24 protein-coding genes are annotated in these 24904 nt (G+C 63.0%); 3 read left to right on the top strand and 21 right to left on the bottom strand.

Translation table 11 applies throughout. The annotated features are described in order from the left end of the window. Positions 1-27: 27 nt before the first annotated feature. The 10 genes from CTP10_RS38945 to CTP10_RS38900 all read right to left on the bottom strand — a co-directional run bounded on the left by CTP10_RS38945 (position 28) and on the right by CTP10_RS38900 (position 10310). Positions 28-1017 (bottom strand): NADPH:quinone oxidoreductase family protein, encoded by a 990-nt coding sequence (locus tag CTP10_RS38945; RefSeq protein ID WP_058697534.1) that lies wholly within the window; start codon positions 1015-1017, stop codon positions 28-30. A 12-nt stretch (positions 1018-1029) separates the two neighbouring features. After that, positions 1030-2142 carry a CaiB/BaiF CoA transferase family protein gene (locus CTP10_RS38940; protein ID WP_058697669.1) on the bottom strand — a complete coding sequence of 371 codons (1113 nt, stop codon included), beginning with the start codon at positions 2140-2142 and terminating at the stop codon, positions 1030-1032. A 5-nt stretch (positions 2143-2147) separates the two neighbouring features. Further along, a complete protein-coding gene (locus CTP10_RS38935; protein ID WP_058697535.1) occupies positions 2148-2813 on the bottom strand; it encodes a 3-hydroxyacyl-CoA dehydrogenase family protein in 666 nt (221 codons plus the stop codon). 1 nt (position 2814) lies between these two features. After that, on the bottom strand, positions 2815-3690 hold the full coding sequence (locus CTP10_RS38930; protein ID WP_081050224.1) for a 3-hydroxyacyl-CoA dehydrogenase family protein: 876 nt from the start codon (positions 3688-3690) through the stop codon (positions 2815-2817). A 9-nt stretch (positions 3691-3699) separates the two neighbouring features. After that, the gene (locus CTP10_RS38925; protein ID WP_058697536.1) at positions 3700-4866 is read right to left on the bottom strand and encodes an acyl-CoA dehydrogenase family protein; all 1167 of its coding nucleotides are present in this window, start codon (positions 4864-4866) and stop codon (positions 3700-3702) included. 202 nt (positions 4867-5068) lie between these two features. Further along, positions 5069-5824, bottom strand: coding sequence for an SDR family NAD(P)-dependent oxidoreductase (locus CTP10_RS38920; protein ID WP_058697537.1), 756 nt, complete (start codon positions 5822-5824; stop codon positions 5069-5071). Beyond that, positions 5817-6587 (bottom strand): enoyl-CoA hydratase/isomerase family protein, encoded by a 771-nt coding sequence (locus CTP10_RS38915; RefSeq protein WP_058697538.1) that lies wholly within the window; start codon positions 6585-6587, stop codon positions 5817-5819. Before CTP10_RS38915 ends, CTP10_RS38920 begins: the two co-directional genes overlap by 8 nt. Positions 6588-6589: 2 nt before the next feature. Beyond that, on the bottom strand, positions 6590-8272 hold the full coding sequence (locus CTP10_RS38910) for a class I adenylate-forming enzyme family protein (protein ID WP_058697671.1): 1683 nt from the start codon (positions 8270-8272) through the stop codon (positions 6590-6592). 16 nt (positions 8273-8288) lie between these two features. Next, positions 8289-9068, bottom strand: coding sequence for an enoyl-CoA hydratase-related protein (locus tag CTP10_RS38905; protein ID WP_058697539.1), 780 nt, complete (start codon positions 9066-9068; stop codon positions 8289-8291). A gap of 12 nt (positions 9069-9080) precedes the next feature. Further along, positions 9081-10310 (bottom strand): CaiB/BaiF CoA transferase family protein, encoded by a 1230-nt coding sequence (locus CTP10_RS38900; protein WP_058697540.1) that lies wholly within the window; start codon positions 10308-10310, stop codon positions 9081-9083. Between the two features lie 268 nt (positions 10311-10578). Between CTP10_RS38900 and CTP10_RS38895 the strand changes: the two genes are divergently transcribed. After that, a complete protein-coding gene (locus CTP10_RS38895) occupies positions 10579-12261 on the top strand; it encodes a sigma-54 interaction domain-containing protein (RefSeq protein WP_058697541.1) in 1683 nt (560 codons plus the stop codon). Positions 12262-12303: 42 nt separating this feature from the next. Here CTP10_RS38895 and CTP10_RS38890 read toward each other — a convergent pair whose 3' ends face one another. The 6 genes from CTP10_RS38890 to CTP10_RS38865 all read right to left on the bottom strand — a co-directional run bounded on the left by CTP10_RS38890 (position 12304) and on the right by CTP10_RS38865 (position 17838). Beyond that, positions 12304-13362, bottom strand: coding sequence for an SDR family oxidoreductase (locus tag CTP10_RS38890; RefSeq protein WP_058697542.1), 1059 nt, complete (start codon positions 13360-13362; stop codon positions 12304-12306). Positions 13363-13377: 15 nt separating this feature from the next. After that, positions 13378-14094: an SDR family NAD(P)-dependent oxidoreductase gene (locus CTP10_RS38885; RefSeq protein ID WP_058697543.1), complete on the bottom strand. Its 717-nt coding sequence runs from the start codon at positions 14092-14094 to the stop codon at positions 13378-13380. Beyond that, positions 14087-14530: a type II 3-dehydroquinate dehydratase gene (locus CTP10_RS38880; protein WP_058697544.1), complete on the bottom strand. Its 444-nt coding sequence runs from the start codon at positions 14528-14530 to the stop codon at positions 14087-14089. Before CTP10_RS38880 ends, CTP10_RS38885 begins: the two co-directional genes overlap by 8 nt. Continuing rightward, on the bottom strand, positions 14530-15162 hold the full coding sequence (locus CTP10_RS38875) for a DUF4286 family protein (protein WP_058697545.1): 633 nt from the start codon (positions 15160-15162) through the stop codon (positions 14530-14532). Before CTP10_RS38875 ends, CTP10_RS38880 begins: the two co-directional genes overlap by 1 nt. Next, positions 15159-16517 (bottom strand): MFS transporter, encoded by a 1359-nt coding sequence (locus CTP10_RS38870; RefSeq protein WP_081050225.1) that lies wholly within the window; start codon positions 16515-16517, stop codon positions 15159-15161. Before CTP10_RS38870 ends, CTP10_RS38875 begins: the two co-directional genes overlap by 4 nt. A 298-nt stretch (positions 16518-16815) precedes the next feature. Continuing rightward, positions 16816-17838, bottom strand: coding sequence for an aldo/keto reductase (locus tag CTP10_RS38865; protein ID WP_058697547.1), 1023 nt, complete (start codon positions 17836-17838; stop codon positions 16816-16818). Positions 17839-18175: 337 nt separating this feature from the next. On the opposite strand from CTP10_RS38865, the gene CTP10_RS38860 reads away from it, so the two are divergent. Continuing rightward, positions 18176-18634 carry an Lrp/AsnC family transcriptional regulator gene (locus tag CTP10_RS38860; protein ID WP_058697548.1) on the top strand — a complete coding sequence of 153 codons (459 nt, stop codon included), beginning with the start codon at positions 18176-18178 and terminating at the stop codon, positions 18632-18634. A gap of 118 nt (positions 18635-18752) precedes the next feature. On the opposite strand, the gene CTP10_RS38855 is transcribed toward CTP10_RS38860, so the two are convergent. The 5 genes from CTP10_RS38855 to CTP10_RS38835 all read right to left on the bottom strand — a co-directional run bounded on the left by CTP10_RS38855 (position 18753) and on the right by CTP10_RS38835 (position 23273). After that, a complete protein-coding gene (locus CTP10_RS38855; protein ID WP_081050226.1) occupies positions 18753-19427 on the bottom strand; it encodes a TetR/AcrR family transcriptional regulator in 675 nt (224 codons plus the stop codon). A gap of 110 nt (positions 19428-19537) precedes the next feature. Next, the gene (locus CTP10_RS38850) at positions 19538-21181 is read right to left on the bottom strand and encodes a cation acetate symporter (RefSeq protein WP_058697549.1); all 1644 of its coding nucleotides are present in this window, start codon (positions 21179-21181) and stop codon (positions 19538-19540) included. Next, entirely contained in the window at positions 21178-21537 is a 360-nt protein-coding gene (locus CTP10_RS38845) for a DUF485 domain-containing protein (RefSeq protein WP_058697550.1), read from the bottom strand. The genes CTP10_RS38850 and CTP10_RS38845 overlap by 4 nt, the downstream gene beginning before the upstream one ends. 36 nt (positions 21538-21573) lie before the next feature. Then, positions 21574-22797 (bottom strand): FAD binding domain-containing protein, encoded by a 1224-nt coding sequence (locus CTP10_RS38840; RefSeq protein WP_058697551.1) that lies wholly within the window; start codon positions 22795-22797, stop codon positions 21574-21576. Beyond that, on the bottom strand, positions 22794-23273 hold the full coding sequence (locus CTP10_RS38835) for a VOC family protein (protein ID WP_058697552.1): 480 nt from the start codon (positions 23271-23273) through the stop codon (positions 22794-22796). The genes CTP10_RS38840 and CTP10_RS38835 overlap by 4 nt, the downstream gene beginning before the upstream one ends. Positions 23274-23695: 422 nt before the next feature. On the opposite strand from CTP10_RS38835, the gene CTP10_RS38830 reads away from it, so the two are divergent. Further along, on the top strand, positions 23696-24901 hold the full coding sequence (locus CTP10_RS38830; protein ID WP_058697553.1) for an ABC transporter substrate-binding protein: 1206 nt from the start codon (positions 23696-23698) through the stop codon (positions 24899-24901). The last annotated feature ends 3 nt before the right edge of the window (positions 24902-24904 follow it).

Below are 24904 nucleotides of genomic sequence, written 5' to 3'. Positions count from 1 at the left end.
CATTCGCCCAGGGTTGTTCGGTAAGCCTCAGTTCAGCGTCAGCACGTACTTGCCGGACACCTGCCCGGAGGCGAGCTGCGCCAGCGCTTCACCGGCACGGGAAAGGGGCAGGGCACCGGCGATCTTCGGCCTGAGCGCACCTTGCTGATACAGCTTGAAGATCTCTTGCTGTACGGCCAGCACCTTTTCCGGCTGGCGATCGCGATAGTCGCTCCACTGCAGGCCACTGACGCCAATGTTCTTGAGCAGCAGATAGTTGGCCTTGATCTCGGGGATGCGGCCGGCCGCGAAGCCAATGACCACCGCGCGGCCGCACCATGCGATCGCACGCAGTGCGGCATCGAAGACATCGCCGCCCAGGGTGTCAAGCACCACATCGGCGCCATGGCCCGAGGTGGCATTGCGCACCTGCTCGCGCAGCGATTCGCGCAGGTCAGGGGCGGAAAGATCGATCACTGCGTCGGCTCCCAGTTCCCGTGCCGCCTGCGCGTGCTCGGCACCGCTGACGCCGGCCAGCGCGATGCCGCCGAGACCCTTGACGATCTGGATGGCCGCCGAGCCGACGCCGCCGGCAGCCCCGGTGACAAGCACAGTCTCGCCGGCACGGAATCCGCCACGTTCCACCAGGGCGAAGTAGGCGGTCTGATATGCCAGCCCCATCGCGGCAGCGTCTTCGAACGGCATGGCATCGGGGATGCGGAAGCATGAATCGGCAGGCACGCTGACGAGCTCGGCGAACGCGCCATATTCCAGTTGCGCCACCACGCGATCGCCAGGTTGGACATGGGTGACATTGGCACCGACGGCGCGTACCACGCCGGCGGCATCCTTGCCCGGTGCGAACGGGCGTTGCGGCAGGATCTGATACTTGCCCTGCACCACCAGCACGTCGGGATAGTTGACCGCGGCGGCTCGGACTTCGACGAGCACGTCGCCGTCGCCAACCTGCGGGTCGGGAAGGTCGCCGATGGTGACGGCGTCTGGTGCATTGAATTCCTGGATGACGATGGCTTTCATGTCGGCTGGACCTCAGCGATTCAGAAGTTGGTTGTGTGCTCCCAGGGCCGGGGACGCGGCGGAGCGATCCTGGCTGCGAAAGGCGGCATCGATGGGCACCGGCAATGCCGGCATGCTCCCGTTCGCCGCAGTGGTAGCGGTGCGGTCAAACAGGCCGCGTTCCCGGAAATGCGGATCGTGCCGGGCTTCTTCCAGACTGACCACACGGCTGGTGCAGACGTCTTGCCCGGCGAAGCGGTCTTCCCAATAGGCAACCGGGTGCCGGGAAATGGCCGCCGCAACGGCACCGATGGCCTGGTCCGGTGACATCCGCGCCAGCGCGTCCGCATCCAGCCCGACCAGTGCGACGAAGTTGTCCCAGAACTTGTCTTCCAGTGGCGCGGCCGCCAGGAAGGCACCATCGGCGGTACGGTAGATCTGGTAGCGCGGCGTGCCTCCCGTGACCAGCTCCGACGCCGGTGCGGGCCACGATCCCAGCGCGCCGTTGCCAAGCCCCCAGTACTGGAACGTAAAGAGGTTGTCGGCCATGGCCACATCCAGGTGAACGCCCCTGCCGGTCTGGTCGCGCTGACGCAAGGCGAGCAGGATATTGATCATGGCCGGATAGGTGCCGCCAGCAATGTCGGCAATGAGGGCAGGCGGCAGGACCGGCGCACCATCGTTGCCGGCAGTCAGCGACAGCGTGCCGGATGCCGCCACATAGTTCAGGTCATGCGCGGCTTCTGATGCGCGCGGGCCGTACTGTCCGAAGCCGGTGATCGAGCAGTAGACCAGCCGTGGGTTGATTTCCGAAAGCGCTGCATAGCCGAGGCCCAGACGATCCATGACGCCGGGACGGAACTGCTCGATCAGGACATCGGCATCGCGGATCAACGGCGTCAACTGGCTCAGCGTCTCAGGCGCCTTCAGGTCGATCGCGACAGATTGCTTGCCGCGGTTGAGCAGCACGAAATTCGCGCTGTCGTCATCGACCTTCGGCTCATACGCGCGCATTTCGTCGCCACGGCCGGGGCGCTCGAACTTGATGACTTCGGCTCCCGCCTCGGCCAGCAGCAGCGAGCACAGCGGTCCGGGCAGGAGGGTGCTGAAATCCAGCACCTTCACACCGGTCAGGGGTTGGCTCATGGCAATCATCGCTTTACCCGCTCTTCGCGTTCCTCGCGCTCCGCTGCGACGCGCGCGCGCCGCGCCGGGGCATAAGGCTCCTGCCCGAGAGCTTCATGCAAGGCTTGAGTGACACGGAAATGGTGCGCCAGGCCAGTCCGTTCCAGCAGCGAGATCGGACCCTCCGGGTAGCCGAGGCCCAGGCACAAGGTCTTGTCCAGGTCATCGGCGCTGGCCAGTTTCTCGTCCAGGCGGCGCAGCGCCGCATTGAAGTACGGGCGGATCAGCCGGTCGACGATGCGACCCGGAAAGTCATGACATACCGCGACAACCAGCCCCGCAGCCTGGAACACCACCTTGGCGGCTTCGATCGCGCCAGGGGTCGTGCCCGGTTGCCTGACGAGTTCCACCAGCGGGCTCGGGTCGGCGTCGCCGAGACGAAAGCGGGCGAATCCAACCACATTGGAGCCTTCGACGCCGCGGCTCTCGCCTGTGTGGATGCCCAGGCATTCGGTGCCCAGCTCGATGGCGACAAAGGTGCGCGCTTCGTGTCCTTTGCCTACGCTGTAGGCGCGACCGGCTTGCGAACCGAGGTAGACCAGCCCGTCGCCTTGCGCCGCTGCCTGTTCGAGGAAGGGATGGGATTCGGGAAAGGAACGGCTCTCGCCAGCTTGTATGATTTCGTAGCGCATATCAGGCTCCAAACATCTTGGTGTCGCCGTAGGTATGGAAGCCTTTGCCGGTCTTCTTGCCCAGGCGCCTGGCGGCGATCATGCGGCGCACCAGCGGCGGGCAGGCGGCGCGCGGCTCGTGGGTCAGGCCATGCATGGCTTCGCACAGCAGCTTCTGGGTGTCCATGCCGACCAGGTCCAGCAGCTCGAGCGGGCCCATCGGATAGCCCAGCGCAGTCTTGATGGCGGTGTCGATGTCGGCCGGCTCGGCGACGCCTTGTTCCACCAGCCGGATCGCATCGTTATTGAACGGGATCAGGAAGTAGTTGAGGATGAAGCCCGGCGTATCCTGTGTGGCCACCGGCTTCTGTCCCATTGCCTCGGCAAAGGCCCACGCTTTCTGGAAGGTCTCATCCGAAGTGGCCAGGCCTGGCGACATCTCGATCAGCTTCATCAGCTGCGCAGGCAGGCAGAAATGCATGCCGACGAAGCGGTCCGGCCGGCCGGAACCGCCGGCGATTTCGGTGATAGAGATCGTGGACGTATTGGATGCGAAGAGGGTAGCCGGCGGGCAGACCTCATTGAGCTGGCCGAACAACTGATGCTTGACTGCAAGATCCTCGAAGATGGCTTCAATGATGATGTCGCATTTGGCCAGGTCGCTCAGTGAGGTAGTGCCCTCCCAGCGGGACAACGCCTCAGCGGCGGCGCCGGCCGGCAGCTTGCCGCGCTCCTCGGATTTCTTCAGGAACGCTTCGGTCTGGCCGCGGGCGCGGTCCAGCGCATCCTGCCGGGCATCGAATACGATGGTCTTGAAGCCCGCGCGGGCCGCAACGATGGCGATGCCCGCGCCCATGGTGCCGGCGCCCGCGACGCCGACGGTTTGAATGGTTGTCACGTTCGTCTCCTATTTCTTCAGGAAGCTGCGCCCGATCAGCTGCCGGTGCACCTGGTTGGTTCCTTCCCAGATCTGGGTAATCTTGGCGTCGCGCATCAGCCGCTCGACCCGGTAGTCGTTGCAGTAGCCATAGCCGCCGAACAGTTGCACGGCATCGGTCGTGATGCGCATGGCCGCGTCGGTGGCGCGTTGCTTGAGCATCGAGGCTTCGATGCCGAAATCCTGGTCGCCGGCATCGACCATCTCGGCCACGCGCCAGAGCCACGATTCACACAAGGCCAGCTCCGTGGCCAGGTCTGCCAGCATGAACTGGATGCCCTGGAACTCGAGGATCCGCTTGCCGGACTGGCGCCGCTCGTTGATGTAGTCGACCGCATCCTCGAACGCCGCGCGCGCAATGCCCAGGGCATGCGCGGCAACGCTGGGGCGCGAGCGGTTCAGCGAGCCGAACAGGATCTGCAGGCCCTCGCCGGGAGCGCCGATAAGGTTGGCGCGTGGCACGCGGCAGCCGTCGAAGGCCAGGCTGGCCGTGCTGGACGCACGGGTGCCCATCTTGTGCTCGGTGCCGAGCACGCGCAGACCCTCCGTGCCCTTTTCCAGAATCAGCACGGAGATGGCGGCCTTCGGATCGCTGATCTCGGACCATTTGCCGAACACCAGATACAGGTCGGCCACGTCGCCGTTGGTAATGAAGGTCTTGCCGCCATTGATGACGATGTCGTCACCGTCGGGGGTAAAGGTGGTGCGCATGCCAGTGGCATCCGATCCCGCAGAGGGCTCGGTGATTGCCAGCGACGCCAGGCCGCCTTCGGCAATGCGCGGCAGCAGACGACTCTTCTGTTCTTCGCTCCCGTACTGGATCAGCGGCTTAATGGCGTGGAAGTTCGTGGCCCAGACAATACCGGTGGAGGCACAAGCCTTCGAAATCTCCCGCACGCAAGCGAGATAGCTCAGGAAGGACAGTTGCGCGCCGCCATAGTTGTCAGGGATGAACATGGCGTTCAGGCCCAGTTCATTGATGGCTTTCACGTTCTCCCAGGGAAACACCCCGGTGCGGTCGTACTCGGCCGCCCGTGGCGCGATCTGGGTGTTGCAAAGCTCCTTGACGCTGTCGAGGAGCATGCGTTCCTCGGACGATAGCGGCAGCCGCGCGTCCATCCGGTCCAGCATGTTCATGTCTTCCTCCGTTGGTGGGCTGTGAACCGCCCGGATCAGTCCACTGAATCACTGAAATTGGTCGGCGCCTGCCATGTCATGCGGGCGCATCGCGTCGTTGCAAATGCTCGCAATAGCCGTGCTATTGCTGCGCTTTGCGCCTGCGCTGCATCCCGCCTGACATGTCCTTCGCCTCCCATTTCAATGATTCAGTGGACTAGTGCTACAGCGCCATGCCCTGGCCGCCATCGACATAGAGCGTCTCGCCGGTCAGGAAGCGGCCGGGCAGCCGGAACAGCATGGCGGCAAGCCGTCCGATATCGTCGGACTGCCCGGGGCCTCCGACGGGAATGCGCTTCTTGAGGAATGCCTGGAGCGCACCTTCGTTCAACTCGTCGCGGTTCAGATCGGTCTCGATATAGCCAGGCGCGATATTGACGACCTGTATGCCATCGCGCGCCCATTCGACGGCCAGGCAGCGCGAGATCGCGCCGACGGCAGCCTTGGATGCGCAATAGGCGGCATTGCCGCGCACGCCGAGCTTGTCGTAGAACGAGCCAATGTTGACGATCAGCGCCGAGCCGGCCTCGCGCAGGTAGGGGTAGGCCACCTGGCTGGCGAGCAGGACCGACGAGGCGTTGGTTTGCATCACGCGCTCGAAGTCGGCGATCGGGAACGATGCGGACGGCCCCTGCAGGTGGATGCCCGCGTTGTTGACCAGGCCGACGATCGGCTTGCCGAACAGAGTGGGCACCTCGGCGAATGCCGCGTCGACAGAAGCGGCATCGGTGATATCGCAGTGTATTGCCGCCAGCCGCTTCTGTGCATCGGCATCGAGCGAGCCGGCGTCAGGAAGTTCGCCCGAACGCGAAAGGCAGGCAACGTGCAGGCCGGCGCGTGCCAGCTCCACGGAAATGGAGGCACCGATGCCGCGGCTCCCGCCGGTCACGATGACGGCGCCCTGGGTGAGATCAGGCATCCTTGAACTCCGGTGTGCGTTTCTCGATAAAGGCGCGCATGCCTTCGACGGAGTCATCCGTCTGGTAGGCCAGCGTGGACAGGTCGGCCTCGATCTCGAGTCCGGCGTCGAGCGTGGTCTCCATGCCGCGTACCACTGCCTCTCTTGCGAACTGAGAGGCGCAACGGCTATAGCCGATGAACTCGGACATGAAAGCCTTGCCAAGTTCGGCCGGGTCGCCGGCGGCCACCACACGGTTCACCAATCCGATGCGCTCGGCTTCGATCGCGTCGACTGTTCGTCCGGACATCACCATCTCCAGCGCACGGCCTTCGCCAACGAGGCGTGGCAAACGTTGCGTGCCACCGTAGCCAGGGATCAGACCGAGCTTGATCTCCGGCAGACCCATTCGGCCATGTACCGTCGCGATACGGAAGGTACAGGCCATGGCCAGCTCCAGCCCGCCGCCAAAGGCATAGCCATGCAATACGGCGACCGACGGAATCGGCAGGCTGGCCAGCTTGTCGAAGATACGTTGACCCAGCTGTGCGCCCTGGCGTTGTGCCATCAGGCTGCGGTCCATCAGTTCCTTGATGTCGGCGCCGGCGCAGAACGCCTTCGGCCCGGCCCCAGTCACAATGAGCGCGCGAGCGCCGGAGGCTGCCACCTGATCGAGCGTGTACGACAGTGCTTCGATCATCGTGAACTGCAAGGCGTTGCGGGCTTCGGGCCGGTTGAGCGTGAGGATCGCGTACGGGCCGTCAAACTTGATATCGATGGACATGGTCATGCTCCTGCTGTAGCGCTGGCCTTGTAGCGCACCGCCTGCGGCTTGAGTTCGCCACGCATGGTCATCTCGACCAGATCGCGTTTCAGGATCTTGCCGCTGGGTGTCAGCGGGAACTGGTCCAGGCCCAGGAAGTACTCCGGCATGTCGTACTTCGACAGGCCGCAGCTCGCCAGGTGGGCGAGCATGTCAGCCGGTTCCAGCGTTTGACCCGCGCGGAGCACAACCGACAGGCAGACCTTCTCGCCGAGTCGTTCGTCCTGCACGGGATAGGCCGCTGCGCGCTCCACCAGGGGATGCCGCATGGCCAGTTCCTCGATACGGGCGGGGTGGATATTGTGGCCGCCGCGGATGATCAGGTCCTTCTTGCGCCCGACGATCACGATGCAGCCGTTCTCGTCGATGATCCCGAGGTCGCCGCTCATGAACCAGCCATGGATGTTGAACGACGTTTCCGTGGCGACCTGGTTGCTGAAGTAGCCCAGCATCAGCAAGCCGCCGCGCCCGCCGATCTCACCGATCTCGCCCACTTCGGCCTCGACGTCCCAGTTGTCCTGCTTCCACAGGCGGACCTCATATCCGCGGCACGCGCGCCCGCATGTCGACACAATGGTGTCCGCGGTATCGGACGGGATGGTGTAGTTGTGCGAACCGTTCTCGGTCATGCCGTAGACGTTCTGCGGCGTCACGCCGAGCGTCAGGAACTTCTGCGCCACATCACGCGGGATTGCCGCGCCCGCCATGTAGAAGGTGCGGACTTCGCCGAGGGACGTCAGCTTGCGGTCGCGCACGGCCTGCAGAATGTCCATGGCGTGGGTCGGCACCCCCATCACATACGTGGCGCCGGTTTCCAGGATCCAATCGAGAGCATGCTTGCCGGCACGCAGGTTGGTCATGACCAGCTCCGCGCCTGCCACCAGCACTTGTTCCAGGGCCACGGTGGCAATGTGGTGGCTCATCGGGCTCAGCGTCAGAACCGTGGTATCGGCCGAGTGACCCCAGTCGTTGACCAGTGCGCGTCCGTTGGCCAGCAGCGTGTTGTCGCTGTGCATCACACCCTTGGGGAGGCCTGTGGTGCCAGACGTGAAGGCCAGATACACGATCTTGTCCGGGTTCAGGTCCGGCGTCGACAGTGCGGAGGGCGGCAGCTGATCCGGGAATGGATGGGCGTCGGCGGGCAGGGTGAAGTCGCCATTGGCCTGGCCGGGCATGGCAAACATGGCGGCGAGCGTCGGAATGTCGGCGGCGCGGCCGAAGATCGAGTTGTGGTCCGAATCGGCGCCGTAGCCGGGCATTGCGAACAGGGCCCGGCACTGGATGCGGTTCAGCAGCGTGCAGATCTCGTCGACGGTGTAGTTCTGGTGCAGTGACGGGCAACAGACGTAGCCATTGCGCGAGCAGGCCAGGAACACGATGGTTGCCTGTACCACGTTGGGCAGCCAGATGCCGACCCGGTCACCAGGTTTCAGGCCCTGCCTGTGCAGCGCCTCGGCTACGCTATCGACCCAGTCGACCACTTCGCGCCAGGTCAACCGGACATCCGCGTCGCGCAGGGCGGCCGACGTGGGGCGTTCCCGCGAATGGCGACGGGCGAGCGTGTAAAGGGTCTCCTGCTGCCAGATCCCCGACAGGTAGTAGTCCCGTGCATTCTGCGGATTGTGCAGCGTCAGGATGTTTTGCATGATCTTCACCCGGGCATCAATGGCCAAATTTGGAAGCATCCGGCTTGCGGCGTTCGGCAAACGCCGCCGCCAGTTCGTCGTGTTCGCTGGTGTCGAGATAACCGCGCAGCAGCAGGTCATGCGCCATGCGGGACAGCCCGCTGACACCGCCATGACGCGCGTTGAACGCGCTCTTCAGCGAGGCGAGCGCAAACGCGCCGCGCTCGGCCACCTCCAGCGCATATTCGCGCGTGGCTTCGGCCAGTTGCTCATCCGGGACGACGCGATTGATCAGCCCGATTTCCATGGCTTCGCGTGCCGTCATCTTGGGATTGCGATACCAGATGTCCTTGGCGCGCTTCTTTCCCACCAGGTCTTCCAGATACCAGGTGCCATAGCCCGCATCGAAGCTGCCGACCATCGGACCGACCTGGCGAAAGATGGCCGACTCCTTGGCAATGGTCAGGTCGCAGACCACCTGCAGCACGTTGCCGCCGCCGACGGCAAAGCCGTTCACCGAGGCGATGACCGGCTTCTGCAGGCGGTCGATGCTTTCGTACATCTCCAGCGTCGGCAGCACGCCCGCGTAGAGCGTGGTGTCCTGCATGCCGTCCTTGCGCCCGCCAGTGCAGAAGAACTTGTCGCCCGCGCCGGTGATCACGATGACGCGGGTGCGGGTTTCGCGGCGGATCGCGTTGATGCAGTCACGGATCTCGTGGCACATGGTCTCGGTGAACATGTTGCCGTCGTGGGGACGGTTCAGCGTGATCGTGCCGATGGGGCCGTCTTCCTTGTAGAGAATTTCGGTATAGGACATCGTGTCTCCTGTTTAGACGATTTCTGAGTCGATGAGGCCCGCGATGCATGTCGCGGACATGGAAAGTTCTTCCCTGAGAATGCGTTCGGTGTGCTCGCCCAGCGCCGGCGGCGGGTTGCGGAGCACGGCACTGGCGCCGTCGAAGCGGATGCCCAGGCCAACCTGCGGCACCAGGCCGGTAATGCCCTGGGTGGCGAAGAACATGCCGCTCTCGCGCAGCGGGATGTCGTCGGCCAGTTGGTCAATGCTGTTGATGGGGCCGGACGGGATGCGGTGTTGCGCAAACAGCGCAAGCCAGTGCTGGCGTGGTTGCGTCGCAAGGAGTTCGGCAATGGCCTGCACGATCGCCTGGCGCGCCTCGCGCCGGCGGGCGTTGGTCTCGAATCCCGGTTGCCGCGCGTAGTCCGGACGCCCGACCGCCGTCCAGAAGCGCTGCCAGATGGCGTCGTTGCCGAGTCCCAGCGTGATGGGGGAATCCGCGGTATCGAAGACCTGATAGATCGCGATCACGGAATCAGTCCCGCCCGAGCGGTTCGGCGCCTCGCCGGAACCCAGATAGGGCACGATCCGCGGCGCCATGAACCGCGCCATCGTCGCCACCATCGACACATCGATCTGCTTTCCGGCCCCCGTGCGTTCCCGTTCGAACAGCGCGGCCAGCGTGGCCATGGCAATGTCCTGGCCGGACAGCAGATCGGCGGCAGGGGTGCCGACCTTCTGGGGCGGGCGATCCGCCTCGCCGGTCAGGTGCATGACTCCTGAGTAGCCCTCTGCGATGAGGTCGTAGCATGGCAGGTCGGCGCGTTCGCCCTCGAGCCCGAACCCGGTCACGGACACATGGATCAGCCTGCCGTTGATGGCCTTGAGCGTCGTGTAATCGAGGCCGAGCTTTTCCTGCACACGCTGGGCGGTGTTGAGGACGACGACGTCGGCATGGCGCACCAGTTCATGCGCCACCCGCTGGCCCTCCGGGCGTGTGAGGTCGATGGTCATGCTCTGCTTGTTGCGGTTCATGCTCAGGAACCACAGGGACTCACCGTCCAGGAACGGCGGCCCCCAGCTGCGTGTATCGTCGCCGCCATGGCGCTTTTCCACCTTGACGACCTCGGCCCCCAGGTCGGCGAGCAGGAGCGTGCCATAAGGGCCAGCCACCGAGGTGGTGAAGTCGAGCACGCGAATACCCCGCAGGCAGGAAAGGCCTGCGCCGGGTGTCTGGAACGGGAGTGTCTTCAGTGTGTCCATTTCAGGTCGGATCTACGCAAGTGACCGACATACTGCAAAGCGTGTGCCAACACATGGCGCGAAATTTGCGGCTACGCGAGTGATTGCCTGGGGGCTTAGGCACTGCCTGCGTTAGCGGCCTTGCGGGCGGATCGGAAGGCCGACGAACCGGGGGGAAACTGCTTAGAATGAGACTGTCTTTGCAGTGTCCTTGCCTGCCATCGAGAAGGCAATTGTGTAGTCGCCGAATACACAGCGTTCCGTAAAACAGACGAACCGTGGTGGAGACATGAAACGAGAATCAGAGGGCGTCCTCGTACTCGATGCCGAGGGCAACACAACATTCGCCAGCGGACTCGGCAGGGATTCGCTGGTCGCCAAGTCGCTGGGCCGGCTCTGGCAGAACCGCGACCGCGTGCCGCTCAGGCGGATGTCGGCCATGGCCGACCTGGAGCGCCCACTGACGGTCGCGGCGATCCCGACGCGCGATTCAGTGTGCTTCCTGATCTTTGCCGTGCAGGAAGGCGATGAGCTGAGCGAGTTCCTGGCAAGCGTGGATGCGGCGCCGGACATCCTCAGGCATTTCATTACCGATCCCTACAAGGCGATGGTCGTGGTGGATACGTCGGCGCGCATCACTTACATGAGCCCGGTCCATGAGCGCTTTTTCGGCCTCAAGCATGGCGAGGCGATCGGGCGGGATGTGACATCGGTGATCGAGAACACGAAGCTGCAGGAGGTGGTAGCGACCGGCAAGGGGCAGGTGGCCCAGTTGCAGGAGATGAACGGCGTGACGCGCGTGGTGTCGCGGCTGCCGATCTTCGATCGCAACAAGCGCGTCGTGGCAGCCATCGGGCAGGTGATGTTCAAGGGGCCCGAGGCCATGCGCGAACTCACCGTGGAGCTTGCCAAGGTCAAGCAGGAACTCGATTTCTATCGCCGGGAGTTGTCCGGGATCCGCAACCGGAGCTACGGCCTGGATCAGATCGTGGGCAGCAGCGATGCCGTGCGACGGCTGAAGGAGGACATCCTGCGCGTGGCGCCATTGGATGTGCCGGTATTGCTGGCGGGCGAGAGCGGGACCGGCAAGGAGATGGTGGCGCACGCGATCCATATGCTAAGCCCGCGCAGCGACAAGCCGTTAGTGCTGGTGAACTCGGCGGCGATGCCGCCCAACCTGGTCGAGAGCGAACTGTTTGGCTATGAGCCCGGCGCTTTCACCGGCGCGGACCGAAAAGGCCGCAAGGGCAAGTTCGAGGCCGCCGATACCGGCACGCTGTTTCTCGATGAAATCGGCGACATGCCGATCGACATGCAGGTCAAGCTGCTTCGCGTGCTGCAGGATGGCCAGTTCGAGCGTGTCGGGGGCGATCGCGCCCGGCATTCGGATTTCCGCCTGATATCGGCCAGCAATCGGGACTTCAAGGCGATGATCGCCAACTCGAGCTTCCGGCTGGACCTGTTCTATCGGATCAGCGCGGTGACGCTGCGGCTGCCGGCATTGCGCGACCGTCTGGAGGACATTCCGGAGCTGGCCGATACCTTCCTGGAGGCGTTTGCGATCCGGCACGGCGCGCCGAAGAAGTCGATTGCCGAATCCGCGATCCGCTTCCTCCAGTCGCGCGCCTGGCCGGGAAATATCCGGCAACTGCAACATGCGATCGAGCGCGCGGCAATCTTCTGCGACGGACCGGTCTTGTCGGTCGCAGAGTTCGGCAGTATGGAAGGCGCTGAGCAGACGCTGGCGTGGCGCCAGAGCGGAGCCCCGGCGGGCGCCGCGGAAAAGTCGCGGCAGCCCGATATCCGTGAAGCGAAGGAACGGCTGGAATCGGCGTTGATTTTGGAAGCCATGCGCCGTACCGGTGGTAACAAGAAGCGCGTCGCCGAAGAACTTGGGATCTCGCGTTCGTACCTCTACAAGCGCCTGAGCATGATGGAGGAAGAAAAGAGCGAGGTGCCGGCGCCGCGCTAGGCGGTTGCGCGGGCCGGCGGTGCAAGCGTCGCTAGTGCCCGCCTACGGAATGATCCGGTTTGCGCGCAGTTCGTCGAACTGGCGCAGGAACATTTGCTCCGAATCCACGGCTTCGCTGAAGCCATGCTGGCGAGCCTTGGTGGTGGACGAAATGACGTCGAACTCCGGGGTGAAGACGAAGTTTCCGTACTTCCAGCCCACCAGTTGCTCGTACGGGATCGGCCGCAGGTCGTGCTCCCTGACCAGTCGCTCCCAGAGCGGTCCCTTGTCGGCCATCATGTGGACCAGATCGATCTTCTGGGCCGCAGCGGTTTCCATGTCGAAGTAGCGCGCGATGGCGGGCCACAAGTCCTGCCACCGGAAAATGTCGCCGTTGGTGATGTTGAACGGCTCGTTGGCAGCGGCCGGATCGGTTGCCATCCACTTGCAGGCGCGTGCCAGCAAGCCGCTGTCGGTCACGTTGTACAGCGCGCGCGCGTTGGCCTCGGAGCCCGGATGGCGCAACGGCAGCCCCAGTGCCTTGGAGATAGTGGCGTACACGGCGAGGACCATGACGAGATTCATCGGGTTGCCGATGGCAAAGCCGCAGATGCCGTGGGGGCGCGCGGCAGACCACGTCCACGCCTTGCCTTTCTGGCGCTGGGCGATGAATGCCTGCTGGTCATAGTAGAAGTTGGGCGGCATGTGACCCGGGTCGGTTTCCTTTGCGGGCGTCTTGAACGGTCCGAGATGATTGCCATACCACTTGGTGCCGTGCATCAGGTTGACGTGCTGGAGCCGGTCCGCCACCGGCTCGATGGCATCCATCAGGTTCGCGAGCAATGCCATGTTCGGCGCCACCATTTCGGCCCAGCCGGCCTTCTCGATGTAGGCAGAGAAGAAGATATGGGTGACCTCCCGCAGCCCGCCGAGCTTGGCCTTCGTATCGCCGGCGTCAAGCAGGTCGGCCGGGATGTGGCGGTACTCGCCGGTGATATCTGGCTCGCGACGCGAAACGGCGATCACATCCCATTCCGGGTCGGCGGCAAGCAGCCGCAGCAGGTTCCGTCCTACCACGCCGGTGGCGCCGGCAATCAGTGCGGTCTTCCTTGGTTGTGTCATGGTGTCTTTTGCTGGTTATCGAATGGCCCGGCCGCCGTCGACGCTCAGGGACGCTCCGGTGATGAAGGCGGCTTCCGCGCTGCACAGGAAGGCCGCCGCCGCTGCCTGGTCTTCCGCGGTCGAGATTCGCTTCAGGGGATGCAACGCCAGCCGCTCCTGGGCCCGATCCGCGGTGTTGCCATGAATGTTGCGGAACATCGGGGTATCGACGGTGCCGGGGCAGATCGCGTTGACGCGAATGCCGTCGTTGGCCAGTTCCAGTGCCAGGGCGCGGGTCAGGGAATCCACGCCGCCCTTGCTGGCGGCGTAAGCGCTGTGACGCAGGCTGCCGCGCAGCGCGTCGATGGAGGCCACATTGAGGATGCACGGCGAGTCGCTGCGCTTCAGCAGCGTCAGCATGGTCCGGCAGCCAAGGAAGGCGCCGGTCAGGTTGACGCCGATGACTTCGTTCCAGTCCGCCAGGCTGGTGTCCTCCAATGGCGCCTCGCGCAGGATGCCGGCATTGTTCACCAGCACGTCGAGTTGCCCGACTTCGGTACCGATACGATCTGCCAGCCTTTGCCAGTCCGCTTCGGAGCGGACATCACCGCTTACGGCGCGCTCGCGATCCTGCGGCATGCGGTCAAATCGGTATACGGTCCAGCCGTCCCGTTCGAAGCGTTCGGCAATGGCAAGGCCAATGCCAACGGCCGCCCCGGTAACCAGCGCCGTTCTTGGTTTCGCTTCAGGCATGTTTGTTCCTCTTGTGAATGACCTTCTGGATGGCAACCAGCGCAAGCCGGTAGGAGTCGACACCAAGCCCTGTCACCATGCCTGCGCTCTCGGAAGCGGTAACAGAATGCATGCCGCGGGCGTCGATATTGCTCATATGCACTTCGATGTAGGGCAGCGGCACCGCTTTCAGGCAATCGCGCAAGGCATGACCCGCATAGAGAAAGCCCGCGGGATTCATGACAAGACCGTCTACTTGCTCGCGTGTGGCGCGATAAATGGCGCTGATGGCTTCACCTTCGACGTTGGTGTAGAGGATGTCGAGTTGCATGCCGAGCCCCACGGCGTCCGCGCGCAGGATGTCGTCCAGTTCGGCGGCGGTGGTGGTGCCATAGATTTCCGGCTGGCGAAAACCCAGATACTCCATGTTGGCACCCTGGATCAGCAGAATTCGCATTACAAGTCCTCCTGGTTCAGTGAGCACAGCAGACGATAGGTGCCGACGTAGGCGTCCGGGAACTGCCGGCGCAGCGTGTTCGCCACGCGATTTGCCACTTCGGGCCGCAGGTATTCCAACACCAGGCAGGCGTTGATCTTCACGTCACCGCCGCGCAGTGCTTCTTCTGCGGAGATCTCCTTCGTGTCGGGCTCCGCCGAGATCCACATCTCGGAATGCGTGTGCGCCGCGTCGACCTCCAGCATGCCAACGGCGTCGCGCAGCCGCGGGTAGGCATCGGCTGCATTCAGCGCAACGGTCAGCACCACGCTGCCGCGACTCGCCCCGCGGAGATCGCGCCGCTCGCAGACCGTGCGGGACATGTTGGTGAAGCCGTCCTGCATCATGGAGATGGTGCGCGCGGTGGGGTGGGCGAGCCGTTCGCGATATGCCGCCGACCTCAGCACCTCGGGATGGACCACCTCGTAGGTGGTCAGGAACTGCCGCGAAGCGCAGATGGCTTCGAACCGGCGACCCGTCAGGAAGCCGGCGATGCCAAGCCGCTCCGGCAGGTGTTCCTCCTGATACCAGGATTCGTAGGCTGCTGCGCGCGACGCATTGCAGTCATTCCAGATAGCCAGGATCCCGCTCATGCGCGTGCTCCGGCTTGCGCTTCGGCCGACCTGAGTTGCCGGGGCAGCCCCAATGCCATGCACGCGGCGATCACGAACGTTCCTGCCAGGAACACCAGGCCAACGGTGTCGGTGTGGAAGGTCTGGCGGAACACGCCGAGGATGTATGGGCCGAAGAAGCCGCCGATATTGCCGACGGAATTCACGAGCGCCAGAGCAACGGCCGCCCGTGCGCCGGCAAAGTGCTGTGACGGAAAGCTGTAGAACAGGGGCACGGCTGCCTGCATGCAGGCAGCCATGCATAGCCCGGCGAACGCCAGGATAGCGCTCTGCGCGAATGCGGACATGGTCAATCCGATCGCCGCCAGCATCAGGATGGCGCTGAGCACGCCGGCGCGATTCTTTTCGCGCGGCGGAATGCGCGACAGCGTGAAGAGCGCCATGGCGCAGAACACCCAGGGCACCGCCGAGAGCAGTCCGGCCTGGACCGCGCTGACCGAGAAGCGCAGCTTGATGATCTGCGGCAGCCAGTAGGTGACGGCGTAGAAGCCGATGAGCATGGACGTGTACTGGAAGCAGTAGTACCACGCCGCGCGGGTCTTCATGACCGAGGCGATGGCGCTCAGGCCGTGACTGTCATCGGCCCCGCTGTTCCGGTCGCTGCGGATCGCCGCGATGAGCGTCTGCTTCTCGCGGGCCGTCAGCCATCGCGCCTTCTCAGGGGTGCTGGCCATGGCGAAACAGGTGATGATGCCCACCACCACGGCCAGGGCGCCCTCGATGATCAGGACCCACTGCCAGCCGGAAACGCCAAGGATCCCGTCCATGGTCAATAGGGCGGCGGTCATGGCGCTGCCCAGCGCCAGTGAAATGGGAATGCCGATCTGGAATACCGCAAATGCCCTGGTCAGATAGCGGATCGGCACGAACAGACTGAGATAGAAGAGAATGCCGGGGTAAAAGCCGGCTTCGCCGACCCCAAGCAACAGGCGGAAGATATAGAGCGACGTGGCACCGGTGACCAGGGATGTGCCCATGCAGATCAGGCCCCACGTGACCATGATCCGGGCGATCCAAAGCTTGGCGCCGTAACGTTGCAGAGCAATGTTCGATGGGATCTCGAACAGCACATAACCGATAAAGAAGAGTCCCGAGGCCAGACCGAACATTGCCGGCGTCAGGCCGAGCGCGGCTTGCATGTCGGGGCCGGCAACGGAGAGGTTGGTGCGGTCGACATAGGACACGAAGATCCCGATCAATGCCAGAGGCATGATCTTTCGGATGACTTTCGATACGATGCGCTGCTGTTCTGCGATGCTCTCATCAACCGCATCGGGACTAAGTGCCCCGGGAATGGACTGAAGCGATGTCGTCATGTCTCCTCCATTGTTGGAGTGGATGTTGGATAGTTAGGACGGAAGAAGCTCACCGGAAATCCCTCCGCCGGGGAAGCCTCGCAACATCGATGCCATGTCCGCGACGACGCAACTGAAGGGCAAACAGGCGTGCCTTCTGGGGTCGGAGCGTTGTCAGGATGACAATTGTGTCCACGTACATGTTTGCCGCGAGGACATCGGTCCTGGCGCGCGGCGCGCGCCACTCAAAAAAGGCTGGAAAGAACGGCCGGCATCAGGCCGGCCGGTCGCGGCGGCGTCGGGCTGTCAGTGCCAGGTCCTAAACGTGTCCCAGCACCGGATGCGGTTCATATCCTTCCTCGAGGTGCCGAACTTCTTCGGGTGTGAGCCTCACTTCCAGCGCGGCCACCGCCTGGTCCAGTTGGGCCGCCTTGCTGATGCCGATGACGGGAGCCGTCACGCCCTTGTGCAGTAGCCAGGCATAGGCCAGTTCCGCGTTGCTGATGCCCTTCTGGCCGGCCATCCGGGTGAGGTTGTCGACGACATTGAAATCCGATTCCCGAAAATAGAATTTCTTGGCCAGATGATCGGTCTTTGCGCGCTCGGTGTCTCCGAACCCCTCACGCTTGCGGTTGCCCGCGAGGAAGCCGCGGGCGAGCGGGCTCCACGGCAGCAGGGCTACACCGGAGTCCTTGCACAAGGGATTCATTTCGCGCTCTTCTTCCCGGTACAAGAGGTTGTAGTGGTTCTGCATGCTGACGAACCGGGTCCAGCCATTTTCCTTCGCCACCTGCTGGGCCTTCGCAAATTGCCACGCCCACATGCTGCTGGCGCCGAGATAGCGGACCTTGCCGGCCTTGACCACATCATGCAAGGCCTCCATCGTTTCCTCGATCGGCGTCTGCGTGTCGTAACGGTGGATCTGGTACAGGTCTATGTAGTCGGTACCCAGGCGCTGCAACGAAGCGTCGACCGCATGGAAAATGCGTTTACGGCTCAAGCCATCCCTGTTCGGCCGGCGCACGAACGAGGCCATCTTGACGCCCTCGTAGGCAATATCGACCGGCTCGTAGACCTTGGTAGCGACCACGGCTTCTTCGCGTCGGCTCCCCGGAAACATCTCTTTGAGGAACTTGCCGGTCAGGACCTCCGACATGCCGCCCGAATAGGTGTCGCCGGTGTCGAAGAAATTGATGCCAAGGTCGACCGCGCGTTTGACCAGCGGCCGGGATGCGTCTTCATCCATGACCCAGGGACGCCACTCAGGGCTCCCGAATGTCAGCATGCCGAGGCAGATTCGCGAAACCTTCAGGCCGGTCGTGCCGAGGCGGACGTATTCCATGCGTATGTCTCCAGGTTGTATGCATGACGCTCCGAGGATCGGAGCGGAAGGCATTGCTTCCGCACCGTCTGTCGGGTCGAGCGATTGGCTGAGCACTATGCATGCCAGCCTGGGATCGTCCTCTCTACGTTCAGGCGGCGTGTGCAGAGGCGCTTTTGTGGCGTTGGCATGTACGCGCAGAGGACAATGACTGTCCGCGGTTGTGCACGCGGAAGACAGTTGGGCGCCTTAGCCTGCGAGACCAGTCATTCACGGCGACTAAGTGCAACGAATCGATGTGCTAGCATGGCGTGCCACACGAACACTCAAGCAGGCCCATCCTGCCCGCCGTGAGAACATGAAGCTCGACAACATCGATCGCCGGATTCTGAACGCCTTGCAGGAGGATGGACGTTTGCAGAACGTGGATCTGGCCAAGCGGGTGGGGCTGTCTCCTTCGCCCTGTTTGCGGCGCGTCAGATTGCTGGAGGAGGCGGGAGTTATCGAGCGCTACGTTGCGGTTGTGAACCCGGCGAAGGTGGGCGTGGGCCTGACGGTCTTCGTGCGAGTTTGGCTCAAGGGGCAGGACGAGGAGACGGTCAACAGCTTCGTGGCAGCCATCAAGGACATGCCCGAGGTGACGGAGTGTCACCTGATGGCGGGCGACTGCGACTTTCTCTTGCGCGTCGTGAGCCAGGATCTGGACGCGTACCGGCAGTTTCAGATGACCCATCTTGCCCGGTTGAAGGCCGTCCAGAACGTCAAGAGCGAAATCCCGATGCAGCGGATCAAGCAGACGTCCACGATCCTCCTTTGAAGCTGCATTGCGTGGCGCGATGCAGATCTCGCCGTATCAAAGCCGTCGAGGCTGCATGTGACCGCCGAGGTGGCCACATGCTCGAGTCAGCCCGCGGCAGGGAAGTTCCAGCGTTGCGCTAAATCGTGGCGCCTTGGATTTTGCGCAAGGTAGCCGGGGCACCGCACAAGAATATGTCGACCTTTTGTCGGATGACCGCTTCCATGTCGTCCGGCACACTGAGTCCATACACCCACTTGCGCACGCCCAGATAGAAGATTGCCGCGTGCAGGCTCCAGACCATCTCGATCGCGGCATCGTTTTCCGCGGCATTGCGCGGCGCGGCAATGCCGAACGCTTCGCGTATCTCAGCCAGGACCGGCAGGAAGACCTTGCTGCGCAGCATGTCCATGTACCTGTCGTTGATGCCCTCGTGGGTCAGGCCGGAAAAGATGAACAGCCGGATCCATTCTTCGCGCAGGATCACTGACGAGTAGTCGATATAGAAGGCATAGAGCCGCTCGATCAGTGGGAGCGAACAGTCGGCGATCTGCTGTTCCCATTCGGGACGCCACTGGAAGACCTCGTTGTACACGCGCTCGATGAGGGCCTCCTTGTTCTCGAAGTACCGATAGAGCAGCGGCTGGGTGATCCCGATCTGCCTGGCGAGATCGCGCGTACTGCCTCCGAAGCCGCTCCGGGTAAAGTGTTCGATCGCCTTTTCGACAATCTGCTGTTGCCGTTCCGCGGGCAGGAGCCGACGGGCAACTTTGTCGGAGGCGCTATCCCAATCCGCTACTTTGCTTGTTTCCATGATGTATGGCCCGACTTTGCCGCGGATCGCGCCCGTGGGAACCCGACCATGCCGCGGATGCTCCGGTTAAGGGCCCCTCTCCCAGGTGGGAGAGGGTAGAAGTCATGCCCTTACGCCTCGGCCGTCCCCTTGGTCCCCATCCCCAATTCACAAGCCACGCGCTGATTCTGATACGCCGCACGCTCCCACGCGCCTCTTGCCGAACGGTCCGTCACCGAGAAGGCGTAGATGCCGGCGAACGCGACCAGCATGGAGAACAGTGCCGGATACTCGTACGGGTAGATTGCCGAGGCATGGCCCAGTACCTGCACCCAGACCGTTGGGCTCAGGATCGTGAGAACCACAGCCGTGACGAGTCCCAGCGTCCCGCCGATTACGGCGCCACGCGTAGTCAGTCCCCGCCAGTAGATCGACAGCAGCAGCACCGGGAAGTTGGAGCTGGCGGCAATCGAGAACGTCAGGCTGACGATGAAGGCGATGGTCTGCTTCTCGAACAGGATGCCGAGCAGGATCGACAGCACACCCAGCACCAGCGTAGTGGTACGCGAGACCCGCATCTCATCCTTCTCAGATGCCTTGCCTTGGCGAATGACCGTTGCATAGAGGTCATGCGAGATGGCGGAAGAGCCAGCCAGGGCGAGCCCGGCAACGACGGCAAGGATAGTCGAGAACGCCACGGCGCAGATGAAGCCGAGGAACACGTTGCCGCCGACCGCATGGGCCAGGTGCACGGCCACCATGTTGACGCCACCGATCACGGCACCTGTGCCATTGTGGTACAGCGGATCGCCGGCGACCAGTGCGATCGTGCCGAAGCCGATCACGATGATCATGGCGTAGCCAGTGCCGACGATGCCGGTGGCATAGAGCACGCTCTTGCGCGCGGCCTTGACATTGCTGACGGTGAAGAAGCGCATCAGGATGTGCGGCAGGCCTGCGGTGCCGAAGATCAGCGCCAGGCCGAGCGACACGGCCGACACCGGGTCGGACACCAGACCGCCTGGACGCATGATGGCGTCATGCTTGCCATGCGTGGTGACGGCATGCTCGAACAGGCTGTTCAGGTTGAAGCCAAAGCGGCTCATCACCATGAAGGCCATGAAGGCGCAACCGGCAAGCAGCAGGACGGCCTTGATGATCTGGATCCAGGTGGTGGCCAGCATGCCGCCAAAGAACACGTACACGACCATCAGCACGCCGACCAGCACCACGGCCGAGGTGTAGCTGAAACCAAACAGCAACTCCACCAGCTTGCCCGCGCCCACCATCTGCGACACCAGATAGAGCAGGACGATCACGATCGAGCTCGACGCCGAGAACGCCCGGATGGGTCGCTGCTTGAGCCGGTACGAGAGCACATCGGCGAGCGTATAGCGGCCCAGGTTGCGCAACGGCTCCGCGATCAGGAACAGGATGATCGGCCAGCTTGCCAGGAAGCCGATCGAATAGATCAGGCCGTCATAGCCGCTGGTGAAGACGAGCGCCGAAATGCCGAGGAGCGATGCGGCGGACATATAGTCGCCGGCAATGGCCCAGCCGTTCTGCATGGCGGTGATCTTGCCGCCCGCGGCGTAGTGGTCGGCGACGCTGTTATTGCGCTTTGCCGCCCACCGCGTCACGACAAGCGTCGCGGCTACGAACACCAGGAACATGGCAATGGCGATCAGGTTCAGGCCCTGGCCAACCGGCGGGGTGGCTGCCAGCACGGGAGTGGCAGCCGTGAGGGCAGCGGCTGCAGTCAGTACGCGTTTCATGACGGCTCTCCCTGGCGGATCTCGTCGATCATCTTGTCGTAGACGGTGTTGCTGCGGTACACGTAGACTGCCACCATCGCGAACGTGAAGGCAAACATGCCAAAGCCGATGGGAATGCCCACCGTCATCGGCTGTCCCGGCGTCAGCGGCACGGCAAGCAAGTCCGGGCGGAAGGCCAGCGTGAGAATGAAACCGAAGTAGACCAGCAGCATGACAGCGGTGAGCGTCCAGGAGAAGGCGCGACGCGCGCGGTGCAAGCGCTCGAAGCGCGGTTGCCTCAGCATCGGGTGCGGGTCCACCGAGCCGTCGATGCGGGCTAGTCCTGGCGCCGAAGGAAAGGGGGCGGTGTGGGTCATGACATTGTCTCCATATGCCTGTTGTCTGGATCTGCGTCAGAACTGACGGGATACTGCTGTCTCGCGCATGACCGCCTCCGGTGTGCGATAACGTTCGGCCATTTCGCGGTCCTGATCGCTCTTGAGCTGGGCCTGCATGTAGGCGCCGAGGTGGCGCGCGTGCTCGACAATCGCATGTCCGAACTGGACGCGCTCGGTACTGTACGCGTCGAGGGCCGTCTCGACGGTCGAATGTTCGCTGAGGGCGCGCACGATTGCCATCGCATCTCCCGCAGCCTTGGTGACGCCCATGCCGCAGTGAGGGCGGGCGACAAAAGCGGCGTCACCGAGCAAGGCAATCCTGCCGAAAGCCATGCGCGGCACCGTCAGATCGAAGATCGGCTGGAACAGTGGTTGGGCTGTCTTGGTGACGACCTCGGCAAACTGCGGGGCGAGCAAGGATGTCGCCGCATCTTCCATGTCGGCGATCACGTCGGGGCGAATCAGGCCCGGCGGGATGCCGTTGGGCCAGCGCTTGCCGCTGGCGTCAGTCAGCAGATCGGGCAATTCGTCGTCCTCGCGCGTCGCGCGATACCAGACGAAGTTGTAGCGACGCTGCCCAGGTTCGGTGCTGTTGGCTTCACCCGCCACCGGATACCCGAGGATTTGCTCGCGCGGAGGCAGGCAGAAGGCGAACTTGTCAAAGATCGCCGCGTGAGTGTCGGGCGAAAGCTGTGACTCGTCGACCAGGCCGCGCCACGCAATGTATCCGGCGTATTCCAGGCCGGCCGAAGGCAAGAGCTGTTCGCGCACGCTGGAACGGAAGCCGTCGGCGGCGATAACCAGATCGGCCCGGTGGGTCGAACCGTCCTGCAGCGTCACCGTAGCGTGGTCCCGGTACGTATCGACGGACGTCACGAACGCGCCCGTCCGATAGGTGCCCGTGAAAGCCTTGCCGAGCACGTCATACATCTTGCCCCAGGCGGTCAGCGTCTGAGGCATGTCCCGATCGGCAAGCGACACACCCTCCCGGGAGAGCGTGATTCGGGTATTGACGTGCACGCCAATGCTTTCATCGACCACCACGCCCGCCGATGCCAGCGCGTCGAACAATTCCGGGTGCGTGACGATGCCGGCGCCGCGCCCAGTCAGCGCTTCGGGCGTGCGCTCGAAGATCTCTACATTCCAGCCATTGCGGCTGAGCATGTTGGCCGCAAACAGCCCGCCCAGCGATCCACCTACGACAATCGCCTTCGGCTTGTTGTGCAATACGGTATTCATGCCAGTGCTCCAGTCTTTGCTTGTGCACTGTCGGGCAGTGCCAGTCCTGCCACTTCGGCAGCGGGGTAGTTGAGTTCGATCGTGACGCCGGAAGGATCCTCGAGGAAAACCTGATGCAGGCCGAGGCTTGGTACCGTGCGATCACGCCAGGAGATGCCTTCAGCACGCAGGGTCGCCCACATCTGCTCGACGCCCGTGGCCAGGAAGGCGATGTGGTCCAGCGTGCCGGTGCCAGACGCGGGCAGGGATTTGTCGCCCAGATAGGCGGACAGGCCGGAAGGGTTGTCCGGATCCACGCCAATGATGTGAACCGTCCCGTAGTCGCTCTCGTCGTCACCCATATAGAGCCATGCGCCGGGAAAGTCGAAGGGTGGTCGATAGCCGCGCCGGAACCCCAGGACGCGTTCGTAGAACGCGCAGGACCGCTCCAGGTCCGTGGTGCGTATCGAATAGTGTGCTAGTTTGGCCAGTGCCATCGAAGCCTCCTGTAAATTATCAACCGATCAGTGATCGATGGATAAATAGTAGGGCGGAAGCTGTTGGAGGCCAAGAACCTCTAGGGTGGGACATACCCTAACTTCCTGATTATTTTCGGCCGATAAATGACCTGGGGTGCACCTTTAGACGCCGAAGCGTGGAAGCCGGCGAGTTCGTCAGTCTGATTGCTGCTGCGCAAACTGAAAAGCGATCCGTTGGCAGGGTAGACGGGAGGTCACAATCACAGCGGCAGCCTTGCCCAAGGCGTCCTCAGACCAGGTGTACTTCTCCGGGTTTTCCCTTCGTATTTATCATTTGACAAGCAATTTGACGTATATCAAAGTTATCGATAGCTAAACAAAGAACCGGGCTGCATCGAATAGCTGCGGCCTAACAGGAGACCTTCATGGGACATGCAGTCATGGGTGCGCAGCGCACCGCTCGTCGCTTCTGTATTGGGGTGTTCGCTGGCTTGCTCGCCGTGGGTGCGCAAGCACAGACGATCAAGATTGGGCTTCCTGTACCGCTTACCGGTCCCTACGGCGCGGAGGCAAAGGACCAGGTGCGAAATGCCGAGCTGGCCGTCAAGGAATTCAATGATGCCGGCGGTCTGAACGGCCGCAAGGCCGAGTTGCTGGTGCGTGACGACAAGCTCAATCCCGGTGAGGCAGCCACGCGGACCCTGGAATTGCTCGAGAAGGACGGTGCGCAGTTCATCGTAGGTGGTCTTTCTGCCGCGACGCAGCTATCCATCAACAACGTTACCAAGCAGCGCAAGGTCATCTATATCTCGATCAGTCAGTCCGACGTCATTAATGAGGCGACCGATGCGAGCCCTTACACGTTTCATGAGGCAATGAATCCCCACATGACGACGCAGGCCGTGGGCCGCTATGTCTTCAAGAAGGGGATGCGTATTGCCTTCCTGACCGCTGACTACGCCTATGGCCACGAGATGACGCGCGGCTTCACGCGAGTGGCCAAAGACCTTGGCGCCGAGGTGGTTGGCGAAGTGCGGCATCCGCTTGGGCAACAGGACTACTCCACCTTTCTGCCACGGCTGATGGCACTCAAGCCGGATGTGCTGATATTCAACAACTTCGGCCGCGATAACCAGATCTCCATCAAGCAGGCCTCGGACTACGGCATGAAGAAGTCCATAAAGTTCGTCACCCCCGTGATGACTTACACCTCTCGCGTCGCAGGCGGGGCTAACACATATGAAGGTGTCATTGGCGGGACGCAGTACTTCTGGGAGATGGAAGCGACAACGTCATCCGCGAAAGCCTTCAATGCGGCTTTCCGGGCCAAGAACGAGGGACGCTACCCGTCTGACTATGGCGCGATGGCATACTCGGCCGTCAAGTCATTGCTCCTGGCGGTCAAGTCCGCCGGTAGCAGCGAGACGGAAAAGGTCGCGACGGCGCTGCGCAACCTGAAATATGACACCTACAAGGGGCAGCAGTACTACAGACCCTGTGACCAGCAATCCGTTCAGTCGGTACTTGTGATCCAGTCGAACTCCAAGGAAGCGGCCAATCCCGACGACGTGTTCAAGGTTTTGCACGTCGAACCAGCCAGCGAGAAGCTGTTGCGTCCGTGCACCGAACTCGGCTTCAAGGGCTGAGCT

Origin of the sequence: Cupriavidus sp. P-10 (genome assembly GCF_003402535.2) — a bacterium.
GTDB lineage: Bacteria > Pseudomonadota > Gammaproteobacteria > Burkholderiales > Burkholderiaceae > Cupriavidus.
The sequence above is the reverse complement of the archived record's forward strand: the minus strand, read 5'-3'. Positions and strand labels throughout refer to the sequence as shown.

Excerpts from the sequence above, each read along its gene's own strand:
- CTP10_RS38945 (WP_058697534.1), bottom strand. The coding sequence starts at position 1,017 with ATGAAAGCCATCGTCATCCAGGAATTCAATGCACCAGACGCCGTCACC.
- CTP10_RS38940 (WP_058697669.1), bottom strand. The coding sequence starts at position 2,142 with ATGAGCCAACCCCTGACCGGTGTGAAGGTGCTGGATTTCAGCACCCTC.
- CTP10_RS38935 (WP_058697535.1), bottom strand. The coding sequence starts at position 2,813 with ATGCGCTACGAAATCATACAAGCTGGCGAGAGCCGTTCCTTTCCCGAA.
- CTP10_RS38925 (WP_058697536.1), bottom strand. The coding sequence starts at position 4,866 with ATGAACATGCTGGACCGGATGGACGCGCGGCTGCCGCTATCGTCCGAG.
- CTP10_RS38920 (WP_058697537.1), bottom strand. The coding sequence starts at position 5,824 with ATGCCTGATCTCACCCAGGGCGCCGTCATCGTGACCGGCGGGAGCCGC.
- CTP10_RS38915 (WP_058697538.1), bottom strand. The coding sequence starts at position 6,587 with ATGTCCATCGATATCAAGTTTGACGGCCCGTACGCGATCCTCACGCTC.
- CTP10_RS38910 (WP_058697671.1), bottom strand. The coding sequence starts at position 8,272 with ATGCAAAACATCCTGACGCTGCACAATCCGCAGAATGCACGGGACTAC.
- CTP10_RS38905 (WP_058697539.1), bottom strand. The coding sequence starts at position 9,068 with ATGTCCTATACCGAAATTCTCTACAAGGAAGACGGCCCCATCGGCACG.
- CTP10_RS38900 (WP_058697540.1), bottom strand. The coding sequence starts at position 10,310 with ATGGACACACTGAAGACACTCCCGTTCCAGACACCCGGCGCAGGCCTT.
- CTP10_RS38895 (WP_058697541.1), top strand. The coding sequence starts at position 10,579 with ATGAAACGAGAATCAGAGGGCGTCCTCGTACTCGATGCCGAGGGCAAC.
- CTP10_RS38890 (WP_058697542.1), bottom strand. The coding sequence starts at position 13,362 with ATGACACAACCAAGGAAGACCGCACTGATTGCCGGCGCCACCGGCGTG.
- CTP10_RS38885 (WP_058697543.1), bottom strand. The coding sequence starts at position 14,094 with ATGCCTGAAGCGAAACCAAGAACGGCGCTGGTTACCGGGGCGGCCGTT.
- CTP10_RS38880 (WP_058697544.1), bottom strand. The coding sequence starts at position 14,530 with ATGCGAATTCTGCTGATCCAGGGTGCCAACATGGAGTATCTGGGTTTT.
- CTP10_RS38875 (WP_058697545.1), bottom strand. The coding sequence starts at position 15,162 with ATGAGCGGGATCCTGGCTATCTGGAATGACTGCAATGCGTCGCGCGCA.
- CTP10_RS38870 (WP_081050225.1), bottom strand. The coding sequence starts at position 16,517 with ATGACGACATCGCTTCAGTCCATTCCCGGGGCACTTAGTCCCGATGCG.
- CTP10_RS38865 (WP_058697547.1), bottom strand. The coding sequence starts at position 17,838 with ATGGAATACGTCCGCCTCGGCACGACCGGCCTGAAGGTTTCGCGAATC.
- CTP10_RS38860 (WP_058697548.1), top strand. The coding sequence starts at position 18,176 with ATGAAGCTCGACAACATCGATCGCCGGATTCTGAACGCCTTGCAGGAG.
- CTP10_RS38855 (WP_081050226.1), bottom strand. The coding sequence starts at position 19,427 with ATGGAAACAAGCAAAGTAGCGGATTGGGATAGCGCCTCCGACAAAGTT.
- CTP10_RS38850 (WP_058697549.1), bottom strand. The coding sequence starts at position 21,181 with ATGAAACGCGTACTGACTGCAGCCGCTGCCCTCACGGCTGCCACTCCC.
- CTP10_RS38845 (WP_058697550.1), bottom strand. The coding sequence starts at position 21,537 with ATGACCCACACCGCCCCCTTTCCTTCGGCGCCAGGACTAGCCCGCATC.
- CTP10_RS38840 (WP_058697551.1), bottom strand. The coding sequence starts at position 22,797 with ATGAATACCGTATTGCACAACAAGCCGAAGGCGATTGTCGTAGGTGGA.
- CTP10_RS38835 (WP_058697552.1), bottom strand. The coding sequence starts at position 23,273 with ATGGCACTGGCCAAACTAGCACACTATTCGATACGCACCACGGACCTG.
- CTP10_RS38830 (WP_058697553.1), top strand. The coding sequence starts at position 23,696 with ATGGGTGCGCAGCGCACCGCTCGTCGCTTCTGTATTGGGGTGTTCGCT.